The following is a 21,381-nucleotide window of genomic DNA, read 5'->3' as shown; positions in this document are numbered from 1 at the left end:
GGCGACGCCTCATTTGATGGCGCCCTGGGTGAGGCCGCGCACGAAGTATTTTCCACCGAACAGATAGATGAGCAGCGGAGGCAACGCGCCGATCAGCACGGCTGCGCTCATCACATCGTAAGCACGCGCGGTCGTGCCGCCGGCCGTGAGCGCGACCAGTGCCGCTGTGATCGGCTGCTGCTGGCCCGATGTGAAGACGACGCCGAACAGATACTCGTTCCAGATGCCGGTGAACTGCCAGATGACGGTGACGATCAGGATGGGCGGCGACAGGGGCAGGATGATCTTGCGGAAGATCCGCCAGAACCCGGCGCCGTCGATGCGTGCCGCCTTGATCAGGTCGTCCGGTATGCTGACGTAGAAATTGCGGCAGAACAGGGTGGTGAACGAGATGCCCTGGACGACATGGATCAGCACCAGCCCATATGTGGAATTGGTCAGGCCGAGCTTGCCGAGCAGGAACGCCCACGGCATCAGCGAAATCTGGCCGGGCATGAATACGCCGAGCAGCATCAGATTGAAAATCAGTTCAGAGCCCCTGAAGCGCCATTTGGAGAGGATGTAGCCGTTCATGGCGCCGAGAATGGTCGAGATGATGGTGGCGGGGATCGTCATCGCCAGGGAGTTGAAGAAATTGCGCTTCATTCCCTCGCAGGTACCGCTGACGCAGTAGGATCCCCAGGCCTGCGCCCACGCATCGAACCGGAAGCTGCGCGGTACGGAGATGAGGCCGTTGCGGGCAATCTCCGACTGCTCGCGCAATGAGTTGAAGATCACCACCAGCAGCGGCACGAGATAGACGACCGCGAAAAGCGTCAGCACGGCATAGACAAGGAAGCGGCTCCAGAAATGCCGGCGCGTGGCAGCGGCTTCTTCCGGATCAAAACGGGCATTAGGGGCAATTTCAGCCATTGCGGCCCTCCGCTCGCCGGCGCCAGACGATCCACAAGGAATACGGCACCAGCACAACCGCGACCGCAGCGAGCATCATCATCGCCGCGGCGGCACCTTCGCCGATTTGGCCGCGCTGGAACATCAGGTCGTAGACATAGATGGCGGGGAAGGTGGTGGACACACCTGGGCCGCCTCGCGTCAACGCCGCCACCAGGTCGAAGGTCTTGATGGCGAATTGTATCTGAATGACCGCCACCGCCAGGAATATCGGGGCGATGGTTGGCAGGATGACCCTCCGATAGGTCCGGAAAACCGACGCGCCGTCGATTTGCGCGGCCTTGACGAGATCTGGATCGACCGACCGCAGACCGGCCAGGAAAAGTGCCATTGCGAAGCCGGACGACTGCCAGATACCGGTTATGATCACCGCATAGATCGCAGTGTTGCGGTTGGCCGTCAGGGCGAAGCTGAAGTCGGTCCAGCCAAGCCCGCGAACGAAGGCCTGGATACCGTCGACAGGATTATAGAGCCAACTCCACACCGTACCGGTGACGATGAAGGACACCGCCAACGGATAGAGGAAGATGGTGCGCCAAACCGCCTCGCCGCGGACGCGCTGGTCGATCGCGATCGCGAGCAGCAGGCCAACGGCCATCGAGCCAACGATATAGAAGCCGCTGAACAGGAAGAGATTGGTATAGGCGATGTTCCAGCGCCGGTTTGCCCAGAGCGAAGCGTAATTGTCCAGGCCGACGAACCCATAGGTCGGCAACAGCGACGAATTGGACAGCGAGATGTAGAGCGTCCAGAGCGTGAAGACGAAAACATAGATGAAACTCGCCGCTATCGACGGCGCCAGCACCAGAATGGGCACCATCGTGCCCAGGCGCTCGCGCCACGGACGGGCCGCGGCAGCTGCGGCTGGTACAATCAGATCATGGGTGGACATCGGGCTGCTCCGGCGAGGTCTGGCCGGGAGCTTCACCCCCGGCCATCATCGGCAGCGTCACTTCTGCGCTTCGGCCGCATCCGCCATCGCATTGGCCGCGTCCTGCGCACTCATATCCGGCGTTGCTACAAACTCCGTGATGCTATCCATTATTGCGCCGCGGACCTTTTGCGGAACCGTCATGTTGTGCGCCATCGAACGCACGAGCGTGCCGGCGGCGATCGAGGCTTGCAAATCCTTTTGCGAGAGTTGCTGGCAGGGATTGAAGCCGTTCGAAAGATCGACATCGAGGCGCGCCGGAATGGACCCTTTGGTCTGATTGAAAATGGTCTGGAATTCGGGCGACAGGATGATGCTGGCAAGCAGCTTCTGTCCCTCGATATAGTCCGGGTCCTTCTGCTTGAAGAACACGACCGAATCTGAATTCAGGATGAAGCCCGGCTTGCCCCAATCGGTCGGCGCCTGGGCGCAGACATAGTCGGTGCCCTCCTTGAAGCCGCCGGCCGTCAGCAGGCCGATCGTCCAGTCGCCCATGATGTGAAAGGCGGCCTCGCCGCGGCCGACCAGATGCGACATGGTATCCCAGTCACGCCCGTTCATGCCGGGATCCATGTACTTCGAGGTCATGGTGCGGAACTGCTCGAAGGCCTTGACCATGCCGTCACTGCGCATGGCGTCGACGTCGCCCTCGACGAAGGCTTTCTTGTAGAGATCGAGGTCCTGACCGTACACGACCACTTCGAAGACGGTCGAGTCGGTCCAGTCGGCGGTCGAGTGCGAAATGCAGATCTTGCCGCTGGCCACGATCTTGTCGCAGGCGGCATTGAATTCCGCCCATGTCTTCGGCATCTCGGTGACGCCCGCGTCCTTCATGACCTTCGGCGATGCCCACAGCCAGTTGATGCGGTGGATGTTCATCGGCGCGGCCACCCAATTCCCGGTCGGCTTCATCACCGGCAGCAATTCGGGAGCGACGACCTTCTCCCAATTTTCCGCTTTCGCCAGGTCGTCGAGATTGGCTGTCATGCCCGTCTCGTTCCATTCGGCGATCTCGGGGCCCTTTAGCTGCACAGCGGGAGGGGCGTTGCCGGCGATCACATCGGCACGCAGTTTGGCCAGGGTATTGGCCGTATGGCCCGCGATGGAGGTCTGCTGCCAGGTGCCACCCTTGGCGGTAAACATCTCGCCGAGCTTGGCGATAGCCTGGGCGTCCGATCCGGTGGCCCATTGATGCAAGAGGTTGGTCTTCGGCTCCGCGAGGGCTGTTCCGGTAATCAAGGTGAGGGCGGTAGCGGCCGCAAAGGCCGTCCTCAGGTATTTCATCGTTTCACTCCCATATATGATGCACGGTTCGTATCGACCGCTTGTGGCCCGCGATTTGAAGTCGTGGCCGGCGAGATGCAGTAATCTCCGTTCTTTCCAAGATGACATATCTGGGCTATCAGTCAACGTGCTTTGTGCCCATCATGAACAAACCTTCGCTTAGAAATTGGCTAATCGACAGGCCGTCCGCGTCGCCGGAGAGCCTGATCGTCCGATGCCTGCGCGAGCGCGGCGTGCTTTCTGCGTCGCAAATTACCCGCATTACCGGTTTGGCGCGGTCGACGGTTTCAACCGCGCTCAATGGCTTGAGAAAGTCGGGGATGGTAATCGAATCCCCGGCCCATCATGACGCGGCGAGGGGTATTGGCAGGCCTGCCACGACATTGACGCTCAATCCCGCTGCGGGCACCTGCGTCGGCATCCATCTGGGCCTCGACGAGATGCGGTGTGTCGTCGCTGACGTCTCGCATTCTTTCGTTGCCGAACAAACCATCCCCATGGGTCTGGACTACCAGCCGCAACAAGCGGCCCAGCTCGCCAAGTCAGTAATTGCCCGATGCTATGAAGAGAACGGTCTGCCGATGGCGGGGCTCCTGGGGGTTGGGGTCTCCGTCTCGGGCCCAGTCAGCCGCGAAGGAGTGGTGCTGCGCGCGAGTATCGTTCCGACCTGGGCCGGGGTCAACATCCGCGATGTGTTCGGGCCGGTCCTCGAACAGCCGATCTTCGCCGACAATGAGAGCAACTGCTCGGCCATTGCGGAGCTGATGTGGGGTGCGGCCGTCGGCCAGGACGACTTCGTGCTGTTCAAGGTCGATCTGGGCGTCGGCGGGGCCATTGTCCAGCACGGTCGGCTGGTGAGCGGCATCGCCGGCGGCGCCGGCGAATTCGGGCACATCAGCATCGATCCCAGCGGCGACCTTTGCCGGTGCGGTAATCGAGGATGCCTGGAGCTCTATGCCAGCTTTGCCCGACCGCTCGAGCAGATTTCGCGCATCCTGCGGCGGCCGGTCACGATGGACGACGTGATCATGATGGCCGAGCAGGGCGACGTGAGGGCGCTGCGGATGATCGAGGACACCGCCGAGTTCGCCGGCCGTGGCCTTGGCCTGATCGGTTCGGTTCTCAATCCGCCGCTCATCATCATCGGCGGCCGCATGGCCTTGGCGGGCGACATTCTCCTGGCGCCACTGATCGCATCATATGAACGCCACACGCTCATCAAGTCCCGCGATGTGGCGCCTGCGCTGCGCACGCGGATAATCGTTGGCAAGCACACGGAGAACGACGCATTGCTCGGCGCGGTCGGCCTCGTGCTGCGTCACAACAGCCGACTTCAGTGACCCGGCTTGCTTCGGGTGGCGCTCTGATTTTGCGAGCTGCTCGCCGAAGCAGCGGAACTGATGTTTGCCTACGCGACACGCACCGTGCGCTGTCTCGGCTTGATCGCGGTGGCGAGCAGCAGGCCGGCGATGATGAAGGCGGCGCCGGCGAGATCGTAGTCGTGCAAGCTTTCGCCAAGGACCAGATAAGCGAGAACGGCGACGAAGGCGGTCTGGAGATAGAGCAGCATGCTGGCGCGCCCCGCACCAAGCGTCTCGACGCTACGGTTGTAGAGATAGTACATCAGAGCACCGCCGGGGCCGGCAACATAGGCGAGAGCCAGAAGGCCGTTCGCATGCAGCGCCGAACGATCCCCGGAAAACAGTTCCCAGAGATAGAAGGGCAGTGCGGCCAGCGCGCCGGCTCCCAGCAGCAGGACCACCATCGGCAGAAGCTCGATAGCGAATTTGGCGCGACGCAGCAGCACGGTGTAGAGGCCCCAACAAAACGCGCTGCCGACGATCCACAACTCGCCGGAATTGAACTGCAGCTGCATCAGCGCGGCAAGGTCGCCGCGCGCCACGATCACCACCATCCCAGCCAGAGCGACCAGCGCTCCAAGCGCTTTCCAGACACCAAGGGGCTCGCCGAGCGCGAAGCGGGCAAGCACCATGGTCATGATCGGCGACAGCGCCATGATGATGCCGGCGGTCGTCGCGTTGGTGTAGTTGAGGCCCGTGTAGATCATGCCCTGACACAAGGTTAGCCCGATAGTGCCGATGACCAGCACCTCGATCACCCGGGATTGGATCAGCACGAGCATCGCCCCGTGATGACGATGGACGATCGGCAGCAGGATCGCGCACGCGAGCGTCAGCCGCCAGAAGCAGAGCGCCCAAGGCGGCATCTCGGGGGCAACCCACTTGGCGGCGATATAGACGCCGGCCGACAGGAGCCAGCAGAGCGTCGCGAGGGAATAGGCGAGCGAAAGTGATGCTCCGGGTGTCGCCTTCGCTACACTTGGATGTGCTATCGGCAGCGATTGGATATCCGTCTCCTCCCACCGCAGACTTTAGCAGATTGGCAGCGTCTTGCTAAGCAGCAACAACAGCTGTTTCACCAGATGGCGCAATCGGTGGGTCATTGTGGGTCCCGCCGTTCACGGTCTCCTTCCATTCGAACGCATGTTGGCCCATGAGCAACTCGATACCGAACAGCGCAAGCCGTATCGATTTCGCGCGACACGAATGTGAGATTCATATCGCGCGACAGATATTCGCGCGGTTGCCACAATCTTCTCGCGCCATATTTCTACCGAGAGCAGATCTGTCGCGAATTCCTGGTTCCTAGGATCACGAGCGCCGCTGTTTCGAAGCAATTGGAAGAATAAGCCACTGACTTCCGTTTACACAAAGAGCGCGACACAGATCCATGCGGAGGACGTCCGATGCATGCCGGCTTCCGAGGAAGCGTACTCGTAGCGGTGTTGGGCACCGTCATGGCAAGCTGCGCTGGCATTCCGGCGCAAAAAACCAGGGCAATAACCGGCTATGGCCCCAACCCCACTTTACCGAAACCAAGACCGACGCTGATCCCGACTGTTAACATCGCCGAGGCGAAAGGCTGGCAGAAAGAAGGTATGCCGACCCCGGCGAAGGGGCTGACGGTGAACGCCTTCGCCATCGGCCTCGACCATCCGCGCTGGCTACATGTGCTTCCGAACGGCGACGTGCTGGTTGCTGAAACCAATGCCCCTGCCAAGCATGATGAAGGCTTCAGTCTTAGAAAGGTCTTCATGGACCTGGCTATGAAGCGGGCTGGCGCCGCGACCAAAAGCGCCAACCGCATCACGCTCCTGCGCGACACCGATGGCGACGGCATTGCGGATGTGCGCACGACGTTCGCGGAAGGCCTCAATTCGCCCTTCGGCATGACGCTGTCCAAAGGCAAACTCTTTGTCGCGAATACCGACGCGCTCGTCGCTTTCCCCTACTCCAATGGCCAGACCCGAGTCAGCACGTCGCCGGAAAAGATCATCGACTTGCCGGCCGGGGACCTCAACCATCATTGGACCAAGGACGTGATCGCAACTCCGGATGGACGCAAGCTCTATGTCACCGTTGGTTCCAACAGCAACGTTGGAGAAAACGGCATAGCCGCCGAGAAGAACCGCGCCGCTGTCCTTGAAGTGGATCGGTCTACCCGCCGCACTCGGGTCTTCGCCTCGGGCCTGCGCAACCCGAACGGGCTCTCCTGGAATCCTGAGACTGGCCAGCTTTGGGTCGCCGTGAACGAGCGTGACGAGATCGGCGACGACCTTGTGCCGGATTACATGACCTCGGTTCGTGACGGCGCTTTCTACGGTTGGCCCTACAGCTACTACGGACAGAACGTCGACGAACGCGTCAAGCCGCAGCCCCCCGATCTCGTGGCGGCAGCGATCAAGCCCGATTACGCCCTGGGCTCTCATACCGCCTCGCTGGGACTGACCTTCTCCAAAGGCGCGCGGCTCGGTCCGGCCTACGGCAACGGCGCCTTCGTCGGCCAGCACGGCTCGTGGAATAGAAGCGTGCATAGCGGCTACAAGGTCATCTTCGTGCCGTTCCATGGTGGCAAACCGAGCGGTCCTCCGGAAGATGTGCTCACTGGCTTCATCGGGCGTAATGACGAGGCGATGGGCAGGCCGGTCGGCGTCGCTATCGATCAGACTGGCGCACTGCTCGTCGCCGACGACGTCGGTAATGTCATCTGGCGGGTCCGCCGGGCGAATGGCCGTTGAGCGCAGGTGGCCTTTCTGATTCCGATCTCACCAGCCTTCGGCTACATTCGGCGGAGGCGGATATCCTAAACAATTAGCTAGCAGCACGCCCGAAGATAGTCGTGTCAAACATGCTTGCGCCCGCCTGCCTCGCGGAACCAGCTGTCAGGATAGGGATACCACCAGCCCTGAATCTCCGGTCTGTGGTCGATGATGACCATCTTCGAGCGGCGGAATGCATCCAGACCCTGGCGGCCGAGCTCGCGGCCGAGGCCCGAAGCCTTCCAGCCCCCGAACGGCAACGCGTCATTGTCTATCAGCGGATTGTTGACCCAGACCATGCCGGCCTCGAGCCGCTCCGCGGCCTCATGCGCTTCGGCTAGATCGGTGGTGAAGACCGAGGCGCCGAGACCGAAGGGGCTGTCGTTGGCAAGCTCTATCGCCTGGTTGAAATCCTTGACCCGGCAGATTGCGGCGACCGGCCCGAAACACTCTTCGCGCACGATTGCCATATCGGCGGTGATGCCGGTCAGGATGGTCGGCTCGTAGAACCAGCCTACATTATGTGCCGGCGGAATGCGTCCGCCGGTGATCGCTTTGGCACCGCTGCGGATTGCATCGTCGACCAGCCGGATGACCTTCGCACGCGCGGCCTCGCTGACCAGCGGTCCGATCTCGGTTTTGTCGAGGCCGTTGCCGATACGCAGCGCGCGCGTTTTCTCGGCAAACAGATCGACGAAGCGGTCGTGAACGGCATCAACCACGAAGAACCGTTCGGCCGAAGTGCAGACCTGGCCAGTGAGATGGAAGGCAGCCGTGACGCTGCCGGCAGCCGCCACGTCCAGTGGGGCGTGTTGGCTGATGATCAGGGGATCGCTGCCGCCGGCCTCGATAACGCAAGGCTTCATGCGCTCTGCACATGCGACGGCGACAGCCTTGCCGGCGGCGACCGAACCGGTGAAAGCAACCGCATGCGTGCGGTCCGAGGCGATCAGCGCCTGCGCCGTTGCTGCTCCGCCTGGCATGCAGGAAACCAGGCCCTTCGGCAGGGAGCGGAACACGGTCATGTAATCCAGCGTCGACAATGTTGTCGCTTCGGCGGGCTTGATCACGCAGGCATTGCCGGCGGCAAGCGAGGCGGCGACGGTCCAGCACATCAACAGGATCGGAAAATTGTAAGGCATGATGTGCACCGACGTGCCGTAGGGCTCGTAGCGGGCATACTGGAACGAACCGGCCTGCGTCGTGCCGGCGATCTTGCCGGCGTCGTCACGCGCCATTTCGGCGTAATAGCGGAAGATCGGCGCGCAATTGGCGATCTCGCCGATCGCCTCCGGATAGGGTTTGCCCATCTCGCGCACCATCAGCTCGGCGCAGTGCGTGAAGTCGGCCGCCTCGATGGCGTTGGCGACGGCGTGCAGATGCCGGGCACGGCTCTTGGCGTCGAGCTTTTTCCAGGCCGTTTGCGCCTTGGTCGCTGCGGTGAGCACGGCGTCGATCTCGCCGTCGCTGGCTGCGGTGATCGCGCCGACGGTTTCGAGCGTCGCCGGATCGATCACCGGTTTTGCCGCACCGGTCATTGGCCGATAATCCGGATTGACGAAGAAGGTCGGCCGGTCAGGTGAAAAGTCCATTCTGTCCTCCCGTGTGCACGGAACCTTTTTGAGAATTCACCCTGCCGAGACAGGCGGCGTGGTTTTCGAGAACCGAAGCGGAGCGGAGATTAAAGTCCATGAGCATCGGAAGCGGAGAAAACGGCGTCACGTGTCCGGTAGGGTAGAATTATCGTGAAGGTTCAGCGGATCATGTAGACTTTCTTGATGGTCTCGTGGACGGTGCAGACGCCTTTCCAGTCCTGCGGAAAGAACGCTGCGGTGTCCGGTTCGATCTCGATCACCTCGCCGGATTCGTGGACATAGGTGCAGCGTCCCTCGAGGAAATGGCAGAACTCATCGCGGGTGACGTGGCAGTGCCATTTGCCCGGCGTGCAGACCCACAGTCCGCATTCGGAGCGGCCCTCCGGCCCCTTGTGCAGCAGCTTGCCGGAACTGCGGGATTCGCCGTCGATCAGGGTGGGGATGACGCCCCAGTCGACCAGGTCGGTGAGGGCGAGCGGCGATTTCATGATCGGTGTCGGCATGTCGGGAGCTCCAGTGGCCGGCTTTAGGCCAGCATGTAAACGTTGCGGATGGTCTCGTGGACGGTGCATTCGCCGGTCCAACCGGCCGGGAACATGACAACCGTGGCGGCGGATACCTCGATCACCTCGCCGTCGACCGATCTGTAGGTCGCACGGCCGGCAACGAAATGGCACAATTCGTCGCGCGGAATCGCCAGCCGCCAGCGACCGGGCGTGCAGACCCAGATGCCGGATTCCGGCTGGTTGTTCGGCCCTTTGTGCACCAGCCTGCCGGTGGAGTGCGAAGCGCCTTCCAGCGCGTCGGGCTGGGTGCCCCAGTCGACGAGGTCGGTGCGGGTCGAGGCTTGGTGGAGGTGTGGGGCAGAGATCACAGCAATTTCTCCAGCAAAGCAGCCGCTTTCTCCGGGCCGTTCTGCGACTGCATCTGGGCCGACGTCTTGGCCAGCTTGGCCCTGATTGCCGGGTCGGTCAGGCAGGTTTCGATCCTGGCGATGAGCTCGGCGTCGCTCCAGTCGTAGCGCGGCATGCCGAAGCCGTGGCCGGTCTCCTCGACCCGCGTCGCATTGTCGTGGCCGTCCCAGACGTAGGGCATGATGATCGCCGGCTTGCCGAAATACAGGCACTCGGTGAACGAATTGTTGCCGCCATGATGGATCATCGCATCGACCTGCGGGATGACCGATGGCTGCGGGAACCAGCTCTCGACGATGACGTTTTCGGGCACTTGCGCGTACTGCTCCTTGTAGCCGCCGACATTGACCAGCGCCCGGTAGCGCGTCTTGCCCAACGTTGCGACGATGCGCTTCAGCAGATCGACATCGCCGGCGCCAAGGCTGCCGAAGGAAACATAGAGCAGCGGCCCGTCATTATTCTTCGCAAAAACCGGCACGATGTAGGGCTTCTCCTGCCGCACGCAGCCTTCCAGATATTGGAATTTTGCCGGGTCGAGCGGATAGCGGCGCTTGAACTTCGCCGCCTCGGGATAGAGCAGCAGATTGAGGTACGGCGAGGCCTCGAAGAACTGGCCGATCGGATACGGCGCTTCGTTGTTCGCTTTCAAAAACGCATTGAAGTCGTCATGGATCGGCTTGATGACGGCGTTGAAATGGTCGCGGTAACGCCGATGGCAGGCGTGGTCGTTCTCGCCGCAGCCGGACAGATGTGGCGGGATGTCCTCGTCCTCGATCTCGTTTTCCGAGCAGGAGATGACGCGCACCCAGGGCTTGCCATACTGCTTGATTGCCGGGAACAGGATGACGTTGTCGACGCAGATGACATCAGGCTTGATCGTCGCAAGCACGCCAGGCAGATCCTTCTCAGCCCATTTGGCGCTGTCGACGATCGCCGTCCAGCAATCCTTCACGTAATTGTCGACCTGGTCGTAGGGCGATTTGCGGAAGTTCGGGATGTGGCCGTTGATGAAGTCTTCCCAGAACTTGGCCATCTGTTCCGGCGGCATCGGCTCGGACAGGTTCACCGGATGAGCCTCGAAGCCGTAGCCCTTGTAGACGTCGACGAAACCGGGGTCCGACAGGAACACCGCTCTGTGGCCGCGCGCCTCGATCGCCTGGGCTATGCCGACGGAATTGAGCGCGGGGCCATAGGCGGCCTCCGGAAAGAACGCGATCGTCTTCTGCGCCATGAGAGGTTCTCCTTCGATCAATCCGCGAAAATTCTGACGTCAGCCGCATCCCAGCCGAGCTCGACTGTATCGCCCGACGAGACCGGGCGGCGGTCGGCGGCGTCGGCGGTGACGCGCACCAGGAACGGCTTTGGCGACAGGGCGGTGCGGACGTGCAGCTGCAGATCGAGTCCCTGATAGGCCAGCGCCTCGACCGCGCCGAAGATACGGTTGGCCGTTTCTGCCGACGGGAACAGCCGGATGCGTTCGGGCCGCACTGAAGCTACCGCCGCAGCGCCGGGCGAAATTGTTGCGGGAACATCGCCGGCGATCCGCACGCCGTTGCTTGCCAGCACGCCGTCGCCGGCGGCTTTGCCCGGTACGAAATTCATGACGCCGATGAAGTCGGCGACGAAACGGTCCCCCGGGTGCTCGTAGACCGCATGGGGTGTATCGCATTGCAGCAGCTTGCCGTCCCTGAGCACTGCCATACGGTCGGCCATGACGAGCGATTCCTCCTGATCGTGGGTGACGATGACGAAGGTGATGCCGACCTCGTGCTGCAGCCGCTTCAGCTCCAGTTGCATGGCCCCGCGCAATTTCTTGTCGAGCGCGCCAAGAGGTTCGTCGAGCAGAAGCAGCCGTGGTCGCTTGACCAGCGCTCGGGCAAGCGCGACGCGCTGCTTCTGCCCGCCGGACAATTGCTCCGGCTTGCGGTCGGCGAAGGCAACGAGTTCGGTCGTCGCCAAAATGGCGTCGACAAGGGAGCGGATTTCCTTTGCAGGCAAGCGTTCCATTTCGAGGCCGTAGGAAACATTGGCCCTGACGCTCATATGCGGAAACAGCGCATAGGACTGGAACATCAGATTGACCGGCCGCTTATTGGGCGGGGTCCTGCCGATGTCGCGGCCGTCGAGCAGGATGCGCCCGTCATTGGGCGTCTCAAAGCCGGCCAGCATGCGCAGCAGCGTTGTCTTGCCGCAGCCCGAAGGTCCAAGCAAGGCGAAGAATTCGTTCTCGCGGATATCCAGCGAAATGCCGTCGACCGCCGTCACCCGGCCGAACTTCTTCGACACGTTGTCGATCGCCAGCAGCGTGCGGGGCTCGTTCATTGGCCGATCACCCCACGGTTGAGCCGCTGCGACAGGGTCAGCGCGGTGATTGAGACCGCCATGACGATAGTCGCCAAGGCATTGATCTCCGGCGTGATGCCGAAGCGAATCATCGAATAGATCTGCATCGGCAGCGTGGTCGAGGCGCGGCCGGCGCCGGCGGTGAAGAAGGCGATGATGAATTCGTCGACCGAAAGGGTGAAGGCGAGCAGCGCGCCGGCGACGACGGCAGGCAGGATCACCGGCAACGTCACCCGCCGAAATGTCGTGAGCGCGGAAGCACCGAGATCGGCAGAGGCCTCGACGATCGACCAGTCGAAGCTTTTCAGCCGCGCGCGCACCACGGAGCAGACGAAGGCGAGATTGAAGACGACATGGGCCAGGATGATGGTGTGCAGGCCCAAGGTGAGATCAAGCATCGAGAAGAAGCTGAGCAGCGCGATCGCCAGCACGATGTCGGGAATGATCATCGGCGCAAAGATCAGCGCCTCGAGACCTTTGCCGTATTGCCGGCGTATTTCGACGCCGATCGCCAGCAGCGTGCCGAGCAGCGTGGCGATGGCGGTCGAGACAAGCGCCACGATCAATGTGTTGAGCGCGGCAGAAAGGATTGCGGCGTTTCCGATTAGCGAGACATACCATTTCAGCGAAAAGCCCGACCAGACGGTCGGCAGCCCGCCTTGGTTGAAGGACAGCGCCACCAGCACGGCGATCGGGATGTAGAGGAAGGCCAGGACCAGTGAAAGCACGAGCCAGAGCGCGCGCCTCGTGGCGAGGGAGCGCTCAGCCATCGGCGCCTCCTCTCGCTTCGGCGGTACGGCCCGAGGCGCGATCAGCAGCCAGGGCCTGCGCCGTCAGCACCAGCAGCATGATGGCGATCAGCACCATTGCCAGTGCCGCACCGAAGGGCCAGTCATTGGCGGTCAGGAACTGCTCGTAGACGACATTGCCGATCATCTGGAAGCGCCCACCGCCGAGCAGAGCAGGGGTCACGAAATTGCCGATCGACAGCACGAAGACGAAAACAGCACCGGCGGCGATACCCGGCACGGTCACTGGCAGGATGACCCGGCGAAATGTGGTCACGGCCGACGCGCCGAGATCGCGCGAGGCCTCTGCGAGCTCCGGATTGAGCCGCGACAGCGGCGCGTAGCAGGCCAGGATGACGAAGGGCAGATAGTTGTAGACCAGACCGGCGATGACGGCGCCTTCGGTATAAAGCATCGACGGCGGCTCGCCGGTGTAGCCGAACCAGCGCAGCAGTTGTGTGATCAGCCCTTCGCGGTTGAGCAGCACGATCCAGGCATAGGTACGGATCAGGTAGTTGGACCAGAAGGGCAAGACGGCAAAGAACAGAAACACCGGCTGCCGTTGCCGGGGTGCTGCCGCGATCGCATAGGCGGCGGCATAACCGATCACCACCGCGACCAGGGTTGCCGTGCCGGCAATGCGCGCCGAATTGAGGAAGATGCCGGCATAGAGCGGGTCGAACACCAGCCCGAAATTCTCCAGCGTGAAAGTGTAATCGATGCCGCCATAGATGCCGCGCCGAAAGAAGGCGAGCGCCAGCACCAGCGCGCATGGCACGACCATCAAGGCGGTGAGCCAGGCCAGCGCCGGCGTCATCAGCAAGAATGAGCGAAGTCTTGTTTGGGACAAGATTGCGGTACCGCATTCAACGGTCGGCGGCGAAAACCCCGCCGTCGACCGGGATTTCTGATTTTGATGTCGGTTATTGCGCGGCCTTGATTTCGCTGACGATCTTCGAGTAGTCGCGTTGGGCATCGCCGACATCGCGCAACTGCTCGAACTTGACCAACGCTGCCACCGGCATGCTCATATTGGGAAATTTGGCGAGAAAATCCGCCGGCAGGCTTTCCATGGCCGGCTTGTTCGGTACCTTGTAGTCGATGTTCTGGGCCGCCCAGGCGTGGTTCTTGGCGTCCAGCATGAAGTTGATGAACTGGAAGGCGGCGTCCTTGTTGGCCGATGCCTTCATCACGACCATCGTATCGACCCAGAGATCCGAGCCTTCTTTCGGTATGGTGTATTTAATTTGTGGATTCTCGGCGATCCCGTAATTGCACCAGCCATCCCAGGCCTGAACCATCAGCGCCTCGCCCGAGACCAGCTTTGAATAAAAGGTCGTGTCGTCATAGGCCAGCAAGGTCTTCTTGGCCGAGATCAGCAAGTCCTTGACTTCGCCGAGCTTTGCCGGATCGGTCTCGTTCACCGAATAGCCCTTGGCGAGTTGGCCGGCGGCAAGCAGCCAGCGGTCGGTCGCCAGCATCGTCGTCTTGCCCTTGAGCGCATCGGACGGGGCGAGAAGGTCGTTCCAGCTGACCGGCTCCGCCTTCACCAGATCCGAACGGTAGCAAAGGCCGGTGGTGCCCCAAGTGTAGGGCACGGAAAAATTGTTGCCGGCGTCGTGCGGCAGCTTCGCCGCCTCGGGATAGAGATTAGCGAGGTTAGGGATCTTGGCATGGTCGATCGCCTCGATCAGGCCGAGCTTGTTCAGCACTTCGGCGAAGGGCGAGGAGACGAAGACCACGTCATAGCCCTTGCCGCCGGACGCGACGAGCTTGCCCATGATCTCCTCGTTAGTGGCGTGAACCACGACTTCACCGGAGACACCGGTCGCCGCCTTGAAAGCTTTCATGGCATCCGGCGCCATGTAGCCGTCCCAGTTGGAGATAACGAGGTCGGAGGCAGCCGCCGGCGCTGACAGCGCCAGGCCAAGGCCAAGTGCGATCAAGGACTTCCTTAACGGACGGTGCCGCAGGTGGGTGGTGGTCATGACAGACTCCCATTCTGGTTGATCATCGAACTAGTCGTCGGACCAGCGCCTGCAGCCGTAGCCGCTTTGATCCTGTTCCCCGGTCTTTTATTGCCGATTGATCTCACAGTACTATTGCAGAAAAAAGTACGTCAATCCATAATTTGTCAAACTACGGTGAATCCCGGCCGATCGCATCCGCAAGGGCAATCGGCCAAATCTCAGCCGCCAAATCCTTCACGAGAATTGCCATGCAAGTTGCAGCTCGACGTCCCCGTACCAACCATCTCGACCTTGCACAGCGCATTCTCGATGTGGCCCGGAAACGCGGCTTTGAACCCGGCGCTCATCTCCCGGAGCAGCAGATCGCTTCGCTCTGCAACGTATCCCGAACTCCGGTGCGGGCCGCGCTGCGTCTGCTCACTGAAAAAGGCGTGGTTCGATGGGAGGCTGAGTCCGGCTATCGCTTGGCGGTAGACCTCACGAGCCAGGCGACCGTCGCCGCCGACCTGCCGAGCGCCGAGGAGGATGAACTTGCCGACATGATCCTGCGAGACCGCTCGGCGCGCCGACTGGACCAGACGGTCACCGTCGGCGCGCTGATGCGACGGTATAATGCCGAGCGCAGGACGGTACTAAAATCGCTGAAGAAACTGGCCGAGGAAAATCTTCTGGACCGCGCGCCGGGGCAGTCCTGGCTTTTCAGGAGAGCGCCGGACGATCTTGGCGCACAAGGGGAGAGCTATGAATTCCGGCTGTTGCTGGAACCCGCCGCCCTTCTGGCGCCTGGATTCCGGCTGGATGGGACGCGCGCGGCAGCCTTGCGACAGGGCATGGAAATGCTGCTGGCTCTGCCCGACGCGGCATTCGATTCCAGAGAGTTCCAACGGCTGGACATCGATTTTCACGGGATGATCGCCGGTGGCTCCGCCAACCGCTTCGTCGCCGAGGCGTTGGCCGATCATCTCAGGCTGCGCCGGCTGCCGGGAACGTATGCCGGCGTCAATGTCTTCCGGCTGAAGCAATCATTGCGCGAGCATCTGACCATACTCGACCATCTGGAGAGCCAGCAGTACGAGGTTGCAGCCGATCTGCTTCGGGTCCATCTGCGGCTTTCACGCAGCCAGCGACCGCAGGCGGCTAGTCGCGGGGCGCCCGCGCTGTTCGGCATGATCAGCCGGCCGGAATAACGAGGATCATGCGCAAAGGCAGCCCGACCATCGCACTGTTTCCGGAAGCGAGCTTCGGCGCTGCGCTGAATTGCGTTGGCATAGCGCAGGCCCTGCGCGCTCGTGGCGCCCGTCCGGTGTTCATCTGCCATGCCGGCTTTTCTGGCGTGTTCGCCGACTATGGGTTTCAGGAATACCAGTTGCCGACTGACGATCCGTTGACCGACAGCGAACGCCAGAGCTACTGGCAGGCCTTCGTGCGCCGTCATCTGCCGCATTTCAGGCTGAGCCCCATCGATCAGCTCGAAACCTACGTTGCCCCGACCTGGCAAGCAATCGTAGACACTGCGGTCAACGCCGAGGCGCCGCTGCGCCAATTGCTGGCGCGGCTGAAGCCGGACGCCGTGGTGCTCGACAACGTCGTCATGTTCCCGGCATTGGCGACAGCCGGCTGCCCGTGGGTGCGCGTCGTCTCCTGCGCCGAAACCGAGCTTCCCGATGCCAATGTGCCACCCTATCTGTCCGGTCTCGCCGCCGACGACCCGAGCCGCGCGGCGTTCGAGGCGCGCTACCTGGCAGCGGTCGCTCCGGCCCATGACCGCTTCAATCGGCTTCGGACCGACGCCGGTCTTGCGCCCTTGCCGACGGGTCTTTTTCTGGAACCTTCGCCCGCCCTCAATCTGCTGCTGACCCCAACGATTGTGCGAAGGCAGCGCGCCGAGCCGCTCGACCCTGCCAGCTTCGTCTATCTCGAAGGCTGCGTTCGCTCGGAAGGGCCGTTCGACGTGCCGGTTTTTCCGCGCGATGGCGGACCGCTGGTTTATGTCAGTTTCGGTAGTCTTGGCGCCATGGATGTCGGCCTGATCCAGCGGATGCTCGCCGTTTTCGACAGGCTGCCGGCCCGCTTCATTGTCAATGCCGGAGGTCTGCGCGACAGCTATCGCGCCGTTCCGGACAATGTCTATCTCGATGCCTGGTTTCCACAGCCTTCGGTCGTGGCGAAATGCGACCTCTTCATTCATCATGGTGGCAACAACAGCTTTTGCGAAGCACTGCGTTTCGGTGTGCCGTCGCTGGTCATGCCCTATTGCTGGGACGGGCATGACAATGCGCAACGTGCCGAGGAAACCGGCGTCGGGCGCCACATCAGCCGCGATGGCTGGACGGAAGACGAATTGGAGCGAAGCATTCTTGGCCTGATGGCCGATGCTGCAATGCGCGCACGCCTCCGGGAGAATGCAGTGCATATGGCGCTGACACCCGGAACGGACGTGGCTGCCGAAGCCATTCTCGCTCTTGCAAGGACCCGACCTGATGCTTGACACCACAACAACGGATGCCTCGACCATGAACGGCACCAACGACCCGAAAGACTGGTTGGCCGCTCACGCTGTCAGCGAGGTCGAGTGCCTGGTGCCCGACATGAACGGCGTGCTGCGCGGCAAGGCCCTGCCAGCGGCCAAGTTCCTCAAGGCGATCGAGGACCGAGCACTCTATCTGCCGAGCAGCGCGTTCCTGGTCAGCATCGACGGCCGCTATTCCGGTTCCGTCGACGAGGGGTTCGCCTACCAGGACCCCGACATGCGGATGGTGCCGGATGTCGCAACACTCTGTCTGGCGCCCGGTGGCGGGCCAGGCAAGGCCTATGTCTTCGCCGATGCGTTCCACATGGACGACCGGCCGTGGATGGCTTCGCCGCGGCACGTGTTGCGGGCCGTGCTCGATCTATATCGCCAGCGCGGCTGGCGGGCGGTGGTGGCGCCGGAGCTTGAATTTTATCTCACCGCGCCCAATCCCGATCCCGACAGGCCGGTGACGGCGCCGGTCGGGCGCAATGGCCGCTCCGAAAGCGTGCAGCATCCCTATGACATGGCGGCACTGGAGCAATTCGAGCCGGTGATCCGGCGCCTCTATGACTATGCTGCGGCAGCCGGACTGCCGCTCGACACGCTCATCCATGAATCGGGCACGGCCCAACTGGAGATCAATTTCCTGCATGGCGACGCGCTGCCGCTGGCAGACAAGGTGTTGCTGTTCAAGCGAATGACGCGCCAGGCCGCGCAGGAATGTGGCATGCAGGCGACCTTCATGGCCAAACCGATAGCTGCACAAGCCGGCAGCTCAATGCATCTCCACATGTCTGTCGTCGACGAGGCCGCCAACACGCTGTTTGCCGGGCGTGACGGCGCCGACACCGAGATGTTCCGGCATTTCATCGGCGGCCTGCAGAAATACATTCCCAAGGTGATGCCGCTGTTTGCGCCGAACGTGAATTCGTTCCGCCGCATCCGGCCGAACCACAGTGCACCCGCCAACATCGAGTGGTCGCACGACAACCGCTCCTGCGGCCTGCGTGTGCCGGCCGGCGGGCGCACCGCGCGGCGCGTGGAAAATCGGCTGCCCGGCGCCGATGCCAATCCCTATCTGGCGATAGCCGGCTCGCTGCTTTGCGGTTATCTCGGCGTCGAGGAGAAGATCGCTCGTTCGACGGAAGCGTCGGGCAATGCCTATCGCAGCAGGAGCACGCTGCCCAAAACCATGGAAGAGGCGCTCGACCGCTTCGCTGCGTGCGATCCGGTTCGGGCGGTGCTCGGCGAGGATTTCTTCCAGACCTATTTGCGCGTCAAGAGCGTTGAGCTCGACCTGTTCCAGAGCGTCGTCACCTCTTGGGAACGCGACCATCTGCTGCTCAAGGTGTGATGATGGGCTTCAATTCTGGGGGCTTCAACTCCGGCCTGGATATCGGCAAATCCTACTATGTCGCGACGGCCAATCCGGCTCCGGACCATCCGGCGCTGCAGGGCGACGTCGACGCCGATCTGGTGGTGGTCGGCGGCGGTTGTACCGGCCTCTCCGCAGCCTTTCATGCAGCCGAACGCGGCCTGAAGGTGGTGCTGCTCGAAGGCGGCAAGATCGGCTGGGGGGCGTCGGGGCGCAATGGCGGCCAGATGATCCCCGGCCTGCGCAAGGGCGCCAAGGGGCTGGTCAAGCTATATGGGCCGGAACGGGGGAGGGCGCTGTTCGATCTCGCCTTCGAGGCGCGGGCCCTCGTGCTCGGTCTGATCGAGCGCCATGCCATCGATTGCGACCTCAGGCTCACCGGCCATCTGGCTGGTGCGGTCAACGGTTCCGACCTGCGCGACCTCGAAGAAGAGGCCGAGTGCCTTTCTACGGTGATGAACTTTCATGATGTCGAGATGCTGTCGGCAGCGCAGGCGCGCGGAATGGTGAACACACCTTATCACGGCGCGATGTACGAGAAGCTCGGTGGCCATATGCATCCGCTGAACTACACGCTCGGTCTTGCTCGCGCCGCGGCTGCGGCGGGCGTCACCATCCACGAGAATTCGGTGGCGCTGCGGCTGGAGCGGGAAGCTTCCCCCCGGGTTTCGACGGCCAAAGGCTCGGTCCGGGCCAGGCATGTCGTACTGGCCGGCGATGCGCTGCTCCACGGGCTTGAGCCGCGCGTCAACAGCCGCATCATGCCGGTCGGCAACTACATCATCGCCACCGAGCCGCTGGGCGACACGAGCGACGTCATCCCAAGCAATGTGGCCGTCTCCGACACGCGCTTCGTCGTCAATTACTACCGGCTGTCGGCGGATGGACGCCTGCTGTTCGGCGGCGGCGAGCGCTATACGCCGTCGCCGCCCGCCGACATTGCCGGCTTCGTGCGGCCGCACATGGAAAACACCTTTCCGCAATTGCGCGGCCGCCGCATCGATCACGCCTGGGGCGGGCTGGTCTCGGTGACGACATCGCGCCTGCCGCATGTCGGTCGCTATGGCGACGTCTATTTTGCGCATGGCTATTCGGGCAAGGGGGTGATCCTGTCGACGCTGTCGGGCAAGCTGCTCGCTGAGGCGATCACCGGTGATGCTTCGCGGCTCGATCTGTTTTCGACCCTAAGCCCGCTGCCGTTCCCCGGCGGCACGGCGCTGCGCGGCCCGCTCTATGTGCTCGGCATGCTTTGGTACGCAATGCGTGACCGCATCAAACATTGAGCGCAGGCATGCGCAATGAGGCCGAGCGCCGCCACCAAGCGATTAACGGCTGATTTCGCGGCGGCGTCCGACTTGATCGATGCTTGAACATGGTCCGCAGGCAATGGTCGCGAGTCGGTTCGTGCCCTGCTCCCGAAGCCTGAGCGCCGATAGACCTGCCTGCTATTTCCTCAGCTAATAGATCGATATGATTGCAGGATTAACTGTTTCATAGCCCAGGCGCGGCTCCGATTTGTCTTTCGAAATCGCGCTGGAGACAGTTCCGGTTGAACTGCAATCCAATTTTGTTTCCCTGTTTTTCTTGATCGTGCTGCCCGACAGGTCGGCGCCGGCCGACGTTACTTCTGTACTGACCACTCTCTTTTTCTCGTGCGCAATGGCGGCGGTGGATACGGCCATCACAATTGCCGCGCAAACAATCGTCAATCTCATTGTTTCCCCCTTAGAGCACCGCAAAAATGTGGTCGACTGCCTTGAGACGCCGGCGAAGACGGTACTCGCGCTTAGCCGGCCCATGCAGCTTCCGACTGCACAAGATTGTAACTACATTAGCTGCAGCGCAAGTAACCATTTCGGACTAGGGAACGGGTTCCCTTCAATCGAAAGCGTTGGGCTGCCGGCGAAAAAGCAGGCGTTTTAGCCGTTCTCGCCGCCGAGCGCCTTCCAATTTTGGGACAGAGGTTGGCTGATGCCCCTAAACTCACGGCTACGCATTGGTTGGATCTATGCAGCGACAAGGCCAACCTTGGCAAAGCCTCTACATGGTCACCTTCGGGCAGCACCAGTCTTGGAATTCACGCCCTCAAGCAAGGCGAGCAGGCCTTTCAGAATTTCGATTGGCGGCGGCGGACAACCTGGAATGTGCAGATCGACAGGCAAGGCCTCGGACACTCCGCACACCACCGCATAGCTGCTGGAGAAACAGCCGCCATTGCCTGCGCAATCTCCCAGTGCGACCACCCATTTTGGGTTGGGGGTTGCGTCGTAGGTCAGCTTCAATGCCTCGCGCATGTTTTTTGTGACCGGCCCGGTGACGAGCAGTACATCGGCATGGCGCGGTGATGCGACGAACCGGATCCCAAAACGCTCGATGTCATAGAAGGCGTTGTTCAGCGCGTGCATCTCAAGTTCGCAGCCGTTGCAGGAACCGGCATCGACCGCCCGGATCGACAGGCTTCGCCCCAATCGTTTGTGAGCAGCCCCATCGAGCGCGCGTGCGAGTTCGTCGACTGCCGCGCTGCTTGCCAACGGCGGACGCTCGGTGAGAGGGGGGCGTATCAGGCTTTCAAAAAGAAGCTTGCGCATGACAGCGTGC

General features: G+C 62.1%; 20 protein-coding genes. 6 read left to right on the top strand and 14 right to left on the bottom strand.

Features of this window, described 5'->3' with window-relative positions; translation table 11 throughout:
- Positions 1-9 precede the first annotated feature (9 nt).
- The 3 genes from NKH60_RS05090 to NKH60_RS05080 are packed head-to-tail and all read right to left on the bottom strand — an operon-like array spanning position 10 to position 3,166.
- Complete coding sequence (locus tag NKH60_RS05090; RefSeq protein ID WP_292660005.1) at positions 10-912, bottom strand: carbohydrate ABC transporter permease; 903 nt, start codon at positions 910-912, stop codon at positions 10-12.
- Positions 905-1,843, bottom strand: a complete 939-nt coding sequence (locus NKH60_RS05085; protein ID WP_352466746.1) for a carbohydrate ABC transporter permease — start codon at positions 1,841-1,843, stop codon at positions 905-907. Before NKH60_RS05085 ends, NKH60_RS05090 begins: the two co-directional genes overlap by 8 nt.
- Before the next feature lie 57 nt (positions 1,844-1,900).
- Entirely contained in the window at positions 1,901-3,166 is a 1,266-nt protein-coding gene (locus NKH60_RS05080) for an ABC transporter substrate-binding protein (RefSeq protein ID WP_352539298.1), read from the bottom strand.
- Between the two features lie 101 nt (positions 3,167-3,267).
- On the opposite strand from NKH60_RS05080, the gene NKH60_RS05075 reads away from it, so the two are divergent.
- Positions 3,268-4,506 carry an ROK family transcriptional regulator gene (locus tag NKH60_RS05075; protein WP_352833864.1) on the top strand — a complete coding sequence of 413 codons (1,239 nt, stop codon included), beginning with the start codon at positions 3,268-3,270 and terminating at the stop codon, positions 4,504-4,506.
- Between the two features lie 68 nt (positions 4,507-4,574).
- Here NKH60_RS05075 and NKH60_RS05070 read toward each other — a convergent pair whose 3' ends face one another.
- Entirely contained in the window at positions 4,575-5,534 is a 960-nt protein-coding gene (locus NKH60_RS05070) for a DMT family transporter (RefSeq protein WP_352818438.1), read from the bottom strand.
- A 399-nt stretch (positions 5,535-5,933) separates the two neighbouring features.
- Here NKH60_RS05070 and NKH60_RS05065 point away from each other — a divergent pair, with 399 nt between their 5' ends.
- Positions 5,934-7,265: a PQQ-dependent sugar dehydrogenase gene (locus NKH60_RS05065; protein ID WP_352818006.1), complete on the top strand. Its 1,332-nt coding sequence runs from the start codon at positions 5,934-5,936 to the stop codon at positions 7,263-7,265.
- Positions 7,266-7,369: 104 nt separating this feature from the next.
- Here the strand turns inward: NKH60_RS05065 and NKH60_RS05060 are convergent, their stop codons facing one another.
- From NKH60_RS05060 to NKH60_RS05025, 8 genes are all read right to left on the bottom strand, one after another.
- On the bottom strand, positions 7,370-8,878 hold the full coding sequence (locus NKH60_RS05060; RefSeq protein ID WP_352767556.1) for an aldehyde dehydrogenase family protein: 1,509 nt from the start codon (positions 8,876-8,878) through the stop codon (positions 7,370-7,372).
- A 161-nt stretch (positions 8,879-9,039) separates the two neighbouring features.
- Positions 9,040-9,384, bottom strand: a complete 345-nt coding sequence (locus NKH60_RS05055) for a cupin domain-containing protein (RefSeq protein WP_352767554.1) — start codon at positions 9,382-9,384, stop codon at positions 9,040-9,042.
- Positions 9,385-9,407: 23 nt separating this feature from the next.
- The gene (locus tag NKH60_RS05050) at positions 9,408-9,755 is read right to left on the bottom strand and encodes a cupin domain-containing protein (RefSeq protein WP_352767552.1); all 348 of its coding nucleotides are present in this window, start codon (positions 9,753-9,755) and stop codon (positions 9,408-9,410) included.
- Positions 9,752-11,026: a glycosyltransferase gene (locus tag NKH60_RS05045; RefSeq protein WP_352818003.1), complete on the bottom strand. Its 1,275-nt coding sequence runs from the start codon at positions 11,024-11,026 to the stop codon at positions 9,752-9,754. Before NKH60_RS05045 ends, NKH60_RS05050 begins: the two co-directional genes overlap by 4 nt.
- 17 nt (positions 11,027-11,043) lie before the next feature.
- Positions 11,044-12,117 carry an ABC transporter ATP-binding protein gene (locus NKH60_RS05040; protein ID WP_352833869.1) on the bottom strand — a complete coding sequence of 358 codons (1,074 nt, stop codon included), beginning with the start codon at positions 12,115-12,117 and terminating at the stop codon, positions 11,044-11,046.
- Positions 12,114-12,908, bottom strand: a complete 795-nt coding sequence (locus NKH60_RS05035) for an ABC transporter permease (protein WP_352454154.1) — start codon at positions 12,906-12,908, stop codon at positions 12,114-12,116. Before NKH60_RS05035 ends, NKH60_RS05040 begins: the two co-directional genes overlap by 4 nt.
- A complete protein-coding gene (locus NKH60_RS05030) occupies positions 12,901-13,743 on the bottom strand; it encodes an ABC transporter permease (RefSeq protein WP_352818434.1) in 843 nt (280 codons plus the stop codon). The genes NKH60_RS05035 and NKH60_RS05030 overlap by 8 nt, the downstream gene beginning before the upstream one ends.
- A 106-nt stretch (positions 13,744-13,849) precedes the next feature.
- Entirely contained in the window at positions 13,850-14,914 is a 1,065-nt protein-coding gene (locus tag NKH60_RS05025; RefSeq protein WP_352817998.1) for a polyamine ABC transporter substrate-binding protein, read from the bottom strand.
- Between the two features lie 230 nt (positions 14,915-15,144).
- On the opposite strand from NKH60_RS05025, the gene NKH60_RS05020 reads away from it, so the two are divergent.
- Genes NKH60_RS05020 through NKH60_RS05005 form a run of 4 tightly spaced genes read left to right on the top strand, consistent with a single transcriptional unit; the run spans position 15,145 to position 20,066 of the window.
- The gene (locus NKH60_RS05020) at positions 15,145-16,083 is read left to right on the top strand and encodes a GntR family transcriptional regulator (protein WP_352817994.1); all 939 of its coding nucleotides are present in this window, start codon (positions 15,145-15,147) and stop codon (positions 16,081-16,083) included.
- 5 nt (positions 16,084-16,088) lie between these two features.
- On the top strand, positions 16,089-17,384 hold the full coding sequence (locus tag NKH60_RS05015; RefSeq protein ID WP_352767900.1) for a nucleotide disphospho-sugar-binding domain-containing protein: 1,296 nt from the start codon (positions 16,089-16,091) through the stop codon (positions 17,382-17,384).
- Positions 17,377-18,762, top strand: a complete 1,386-nt coding sequence (locus NKH60_RS05010) for a glutamine synthetase family protein (protein WP_352833877.1) — start codon at positions 17,377-17,379, stop codon at positions 18,760-18,762. The genes NKH60_RS05015 and NKH60_RS05010 overlap by 8 nt, the downstream gene beginning before the upstream one ends.
- Positions 18,762-20,066, top strand: coding sequence for an NAD(P)/FAD-dependent oxidoreductase (locus NKH60_RS05005; RefSeq protein ID WP_352833880.1), 1,305 nt, complete (start codon positions 18,762-18,764; stop codon positions 20,064-20,066). The genes NKH60_RS05010 and NKH60_RS05005 overlap by 1 nt, the downstream gene beginning before the upstream one ends.
- Before the next feature lie 174 nt (positions 20,067-20,240).
- Here the strand turns inward: NKH60_RS05005 and NKH60_RS05000 are convergent, their stop codons facing one another.
- A complete protein-coding gene (locus tag NKH60_RS05000; protein ID WP_352849950.1) occupies positions 20,241-20,498 on the bottom strand; it encodes a hypothetical protein in 258 nt (85 codons plus the stop codon).
- Between the two features lie 333 nt (positions 20,499-20,831).
- On the bottom strand, positions 20,832-21,371 hold the full coding sequence (locus NKH60_RS04995; RefSeq protein WP_352836791.1) for an NADH-quinone oxidoreductase subunit B family protein: 540 nt from the start codon (positions 21,369-21,371) through the stop codon (positions 20,832-20,834).
- Between the last annotated feature and the right edge of the window lie 10 nt (positions 21,372-21,381).

It is taken from the genome of Mesorhizobium sp. M1006, from assembly GCF_040318825.1.
Classification (GTDB): Bacteria; Pseudomonadota; Alphaproteobacteria; order Rhizobiales; family Rhizobiaceae; genus Mesorhizobium.
This window is presented reverse-complemented; position numbering and strand designations above follow the sequence as displayed.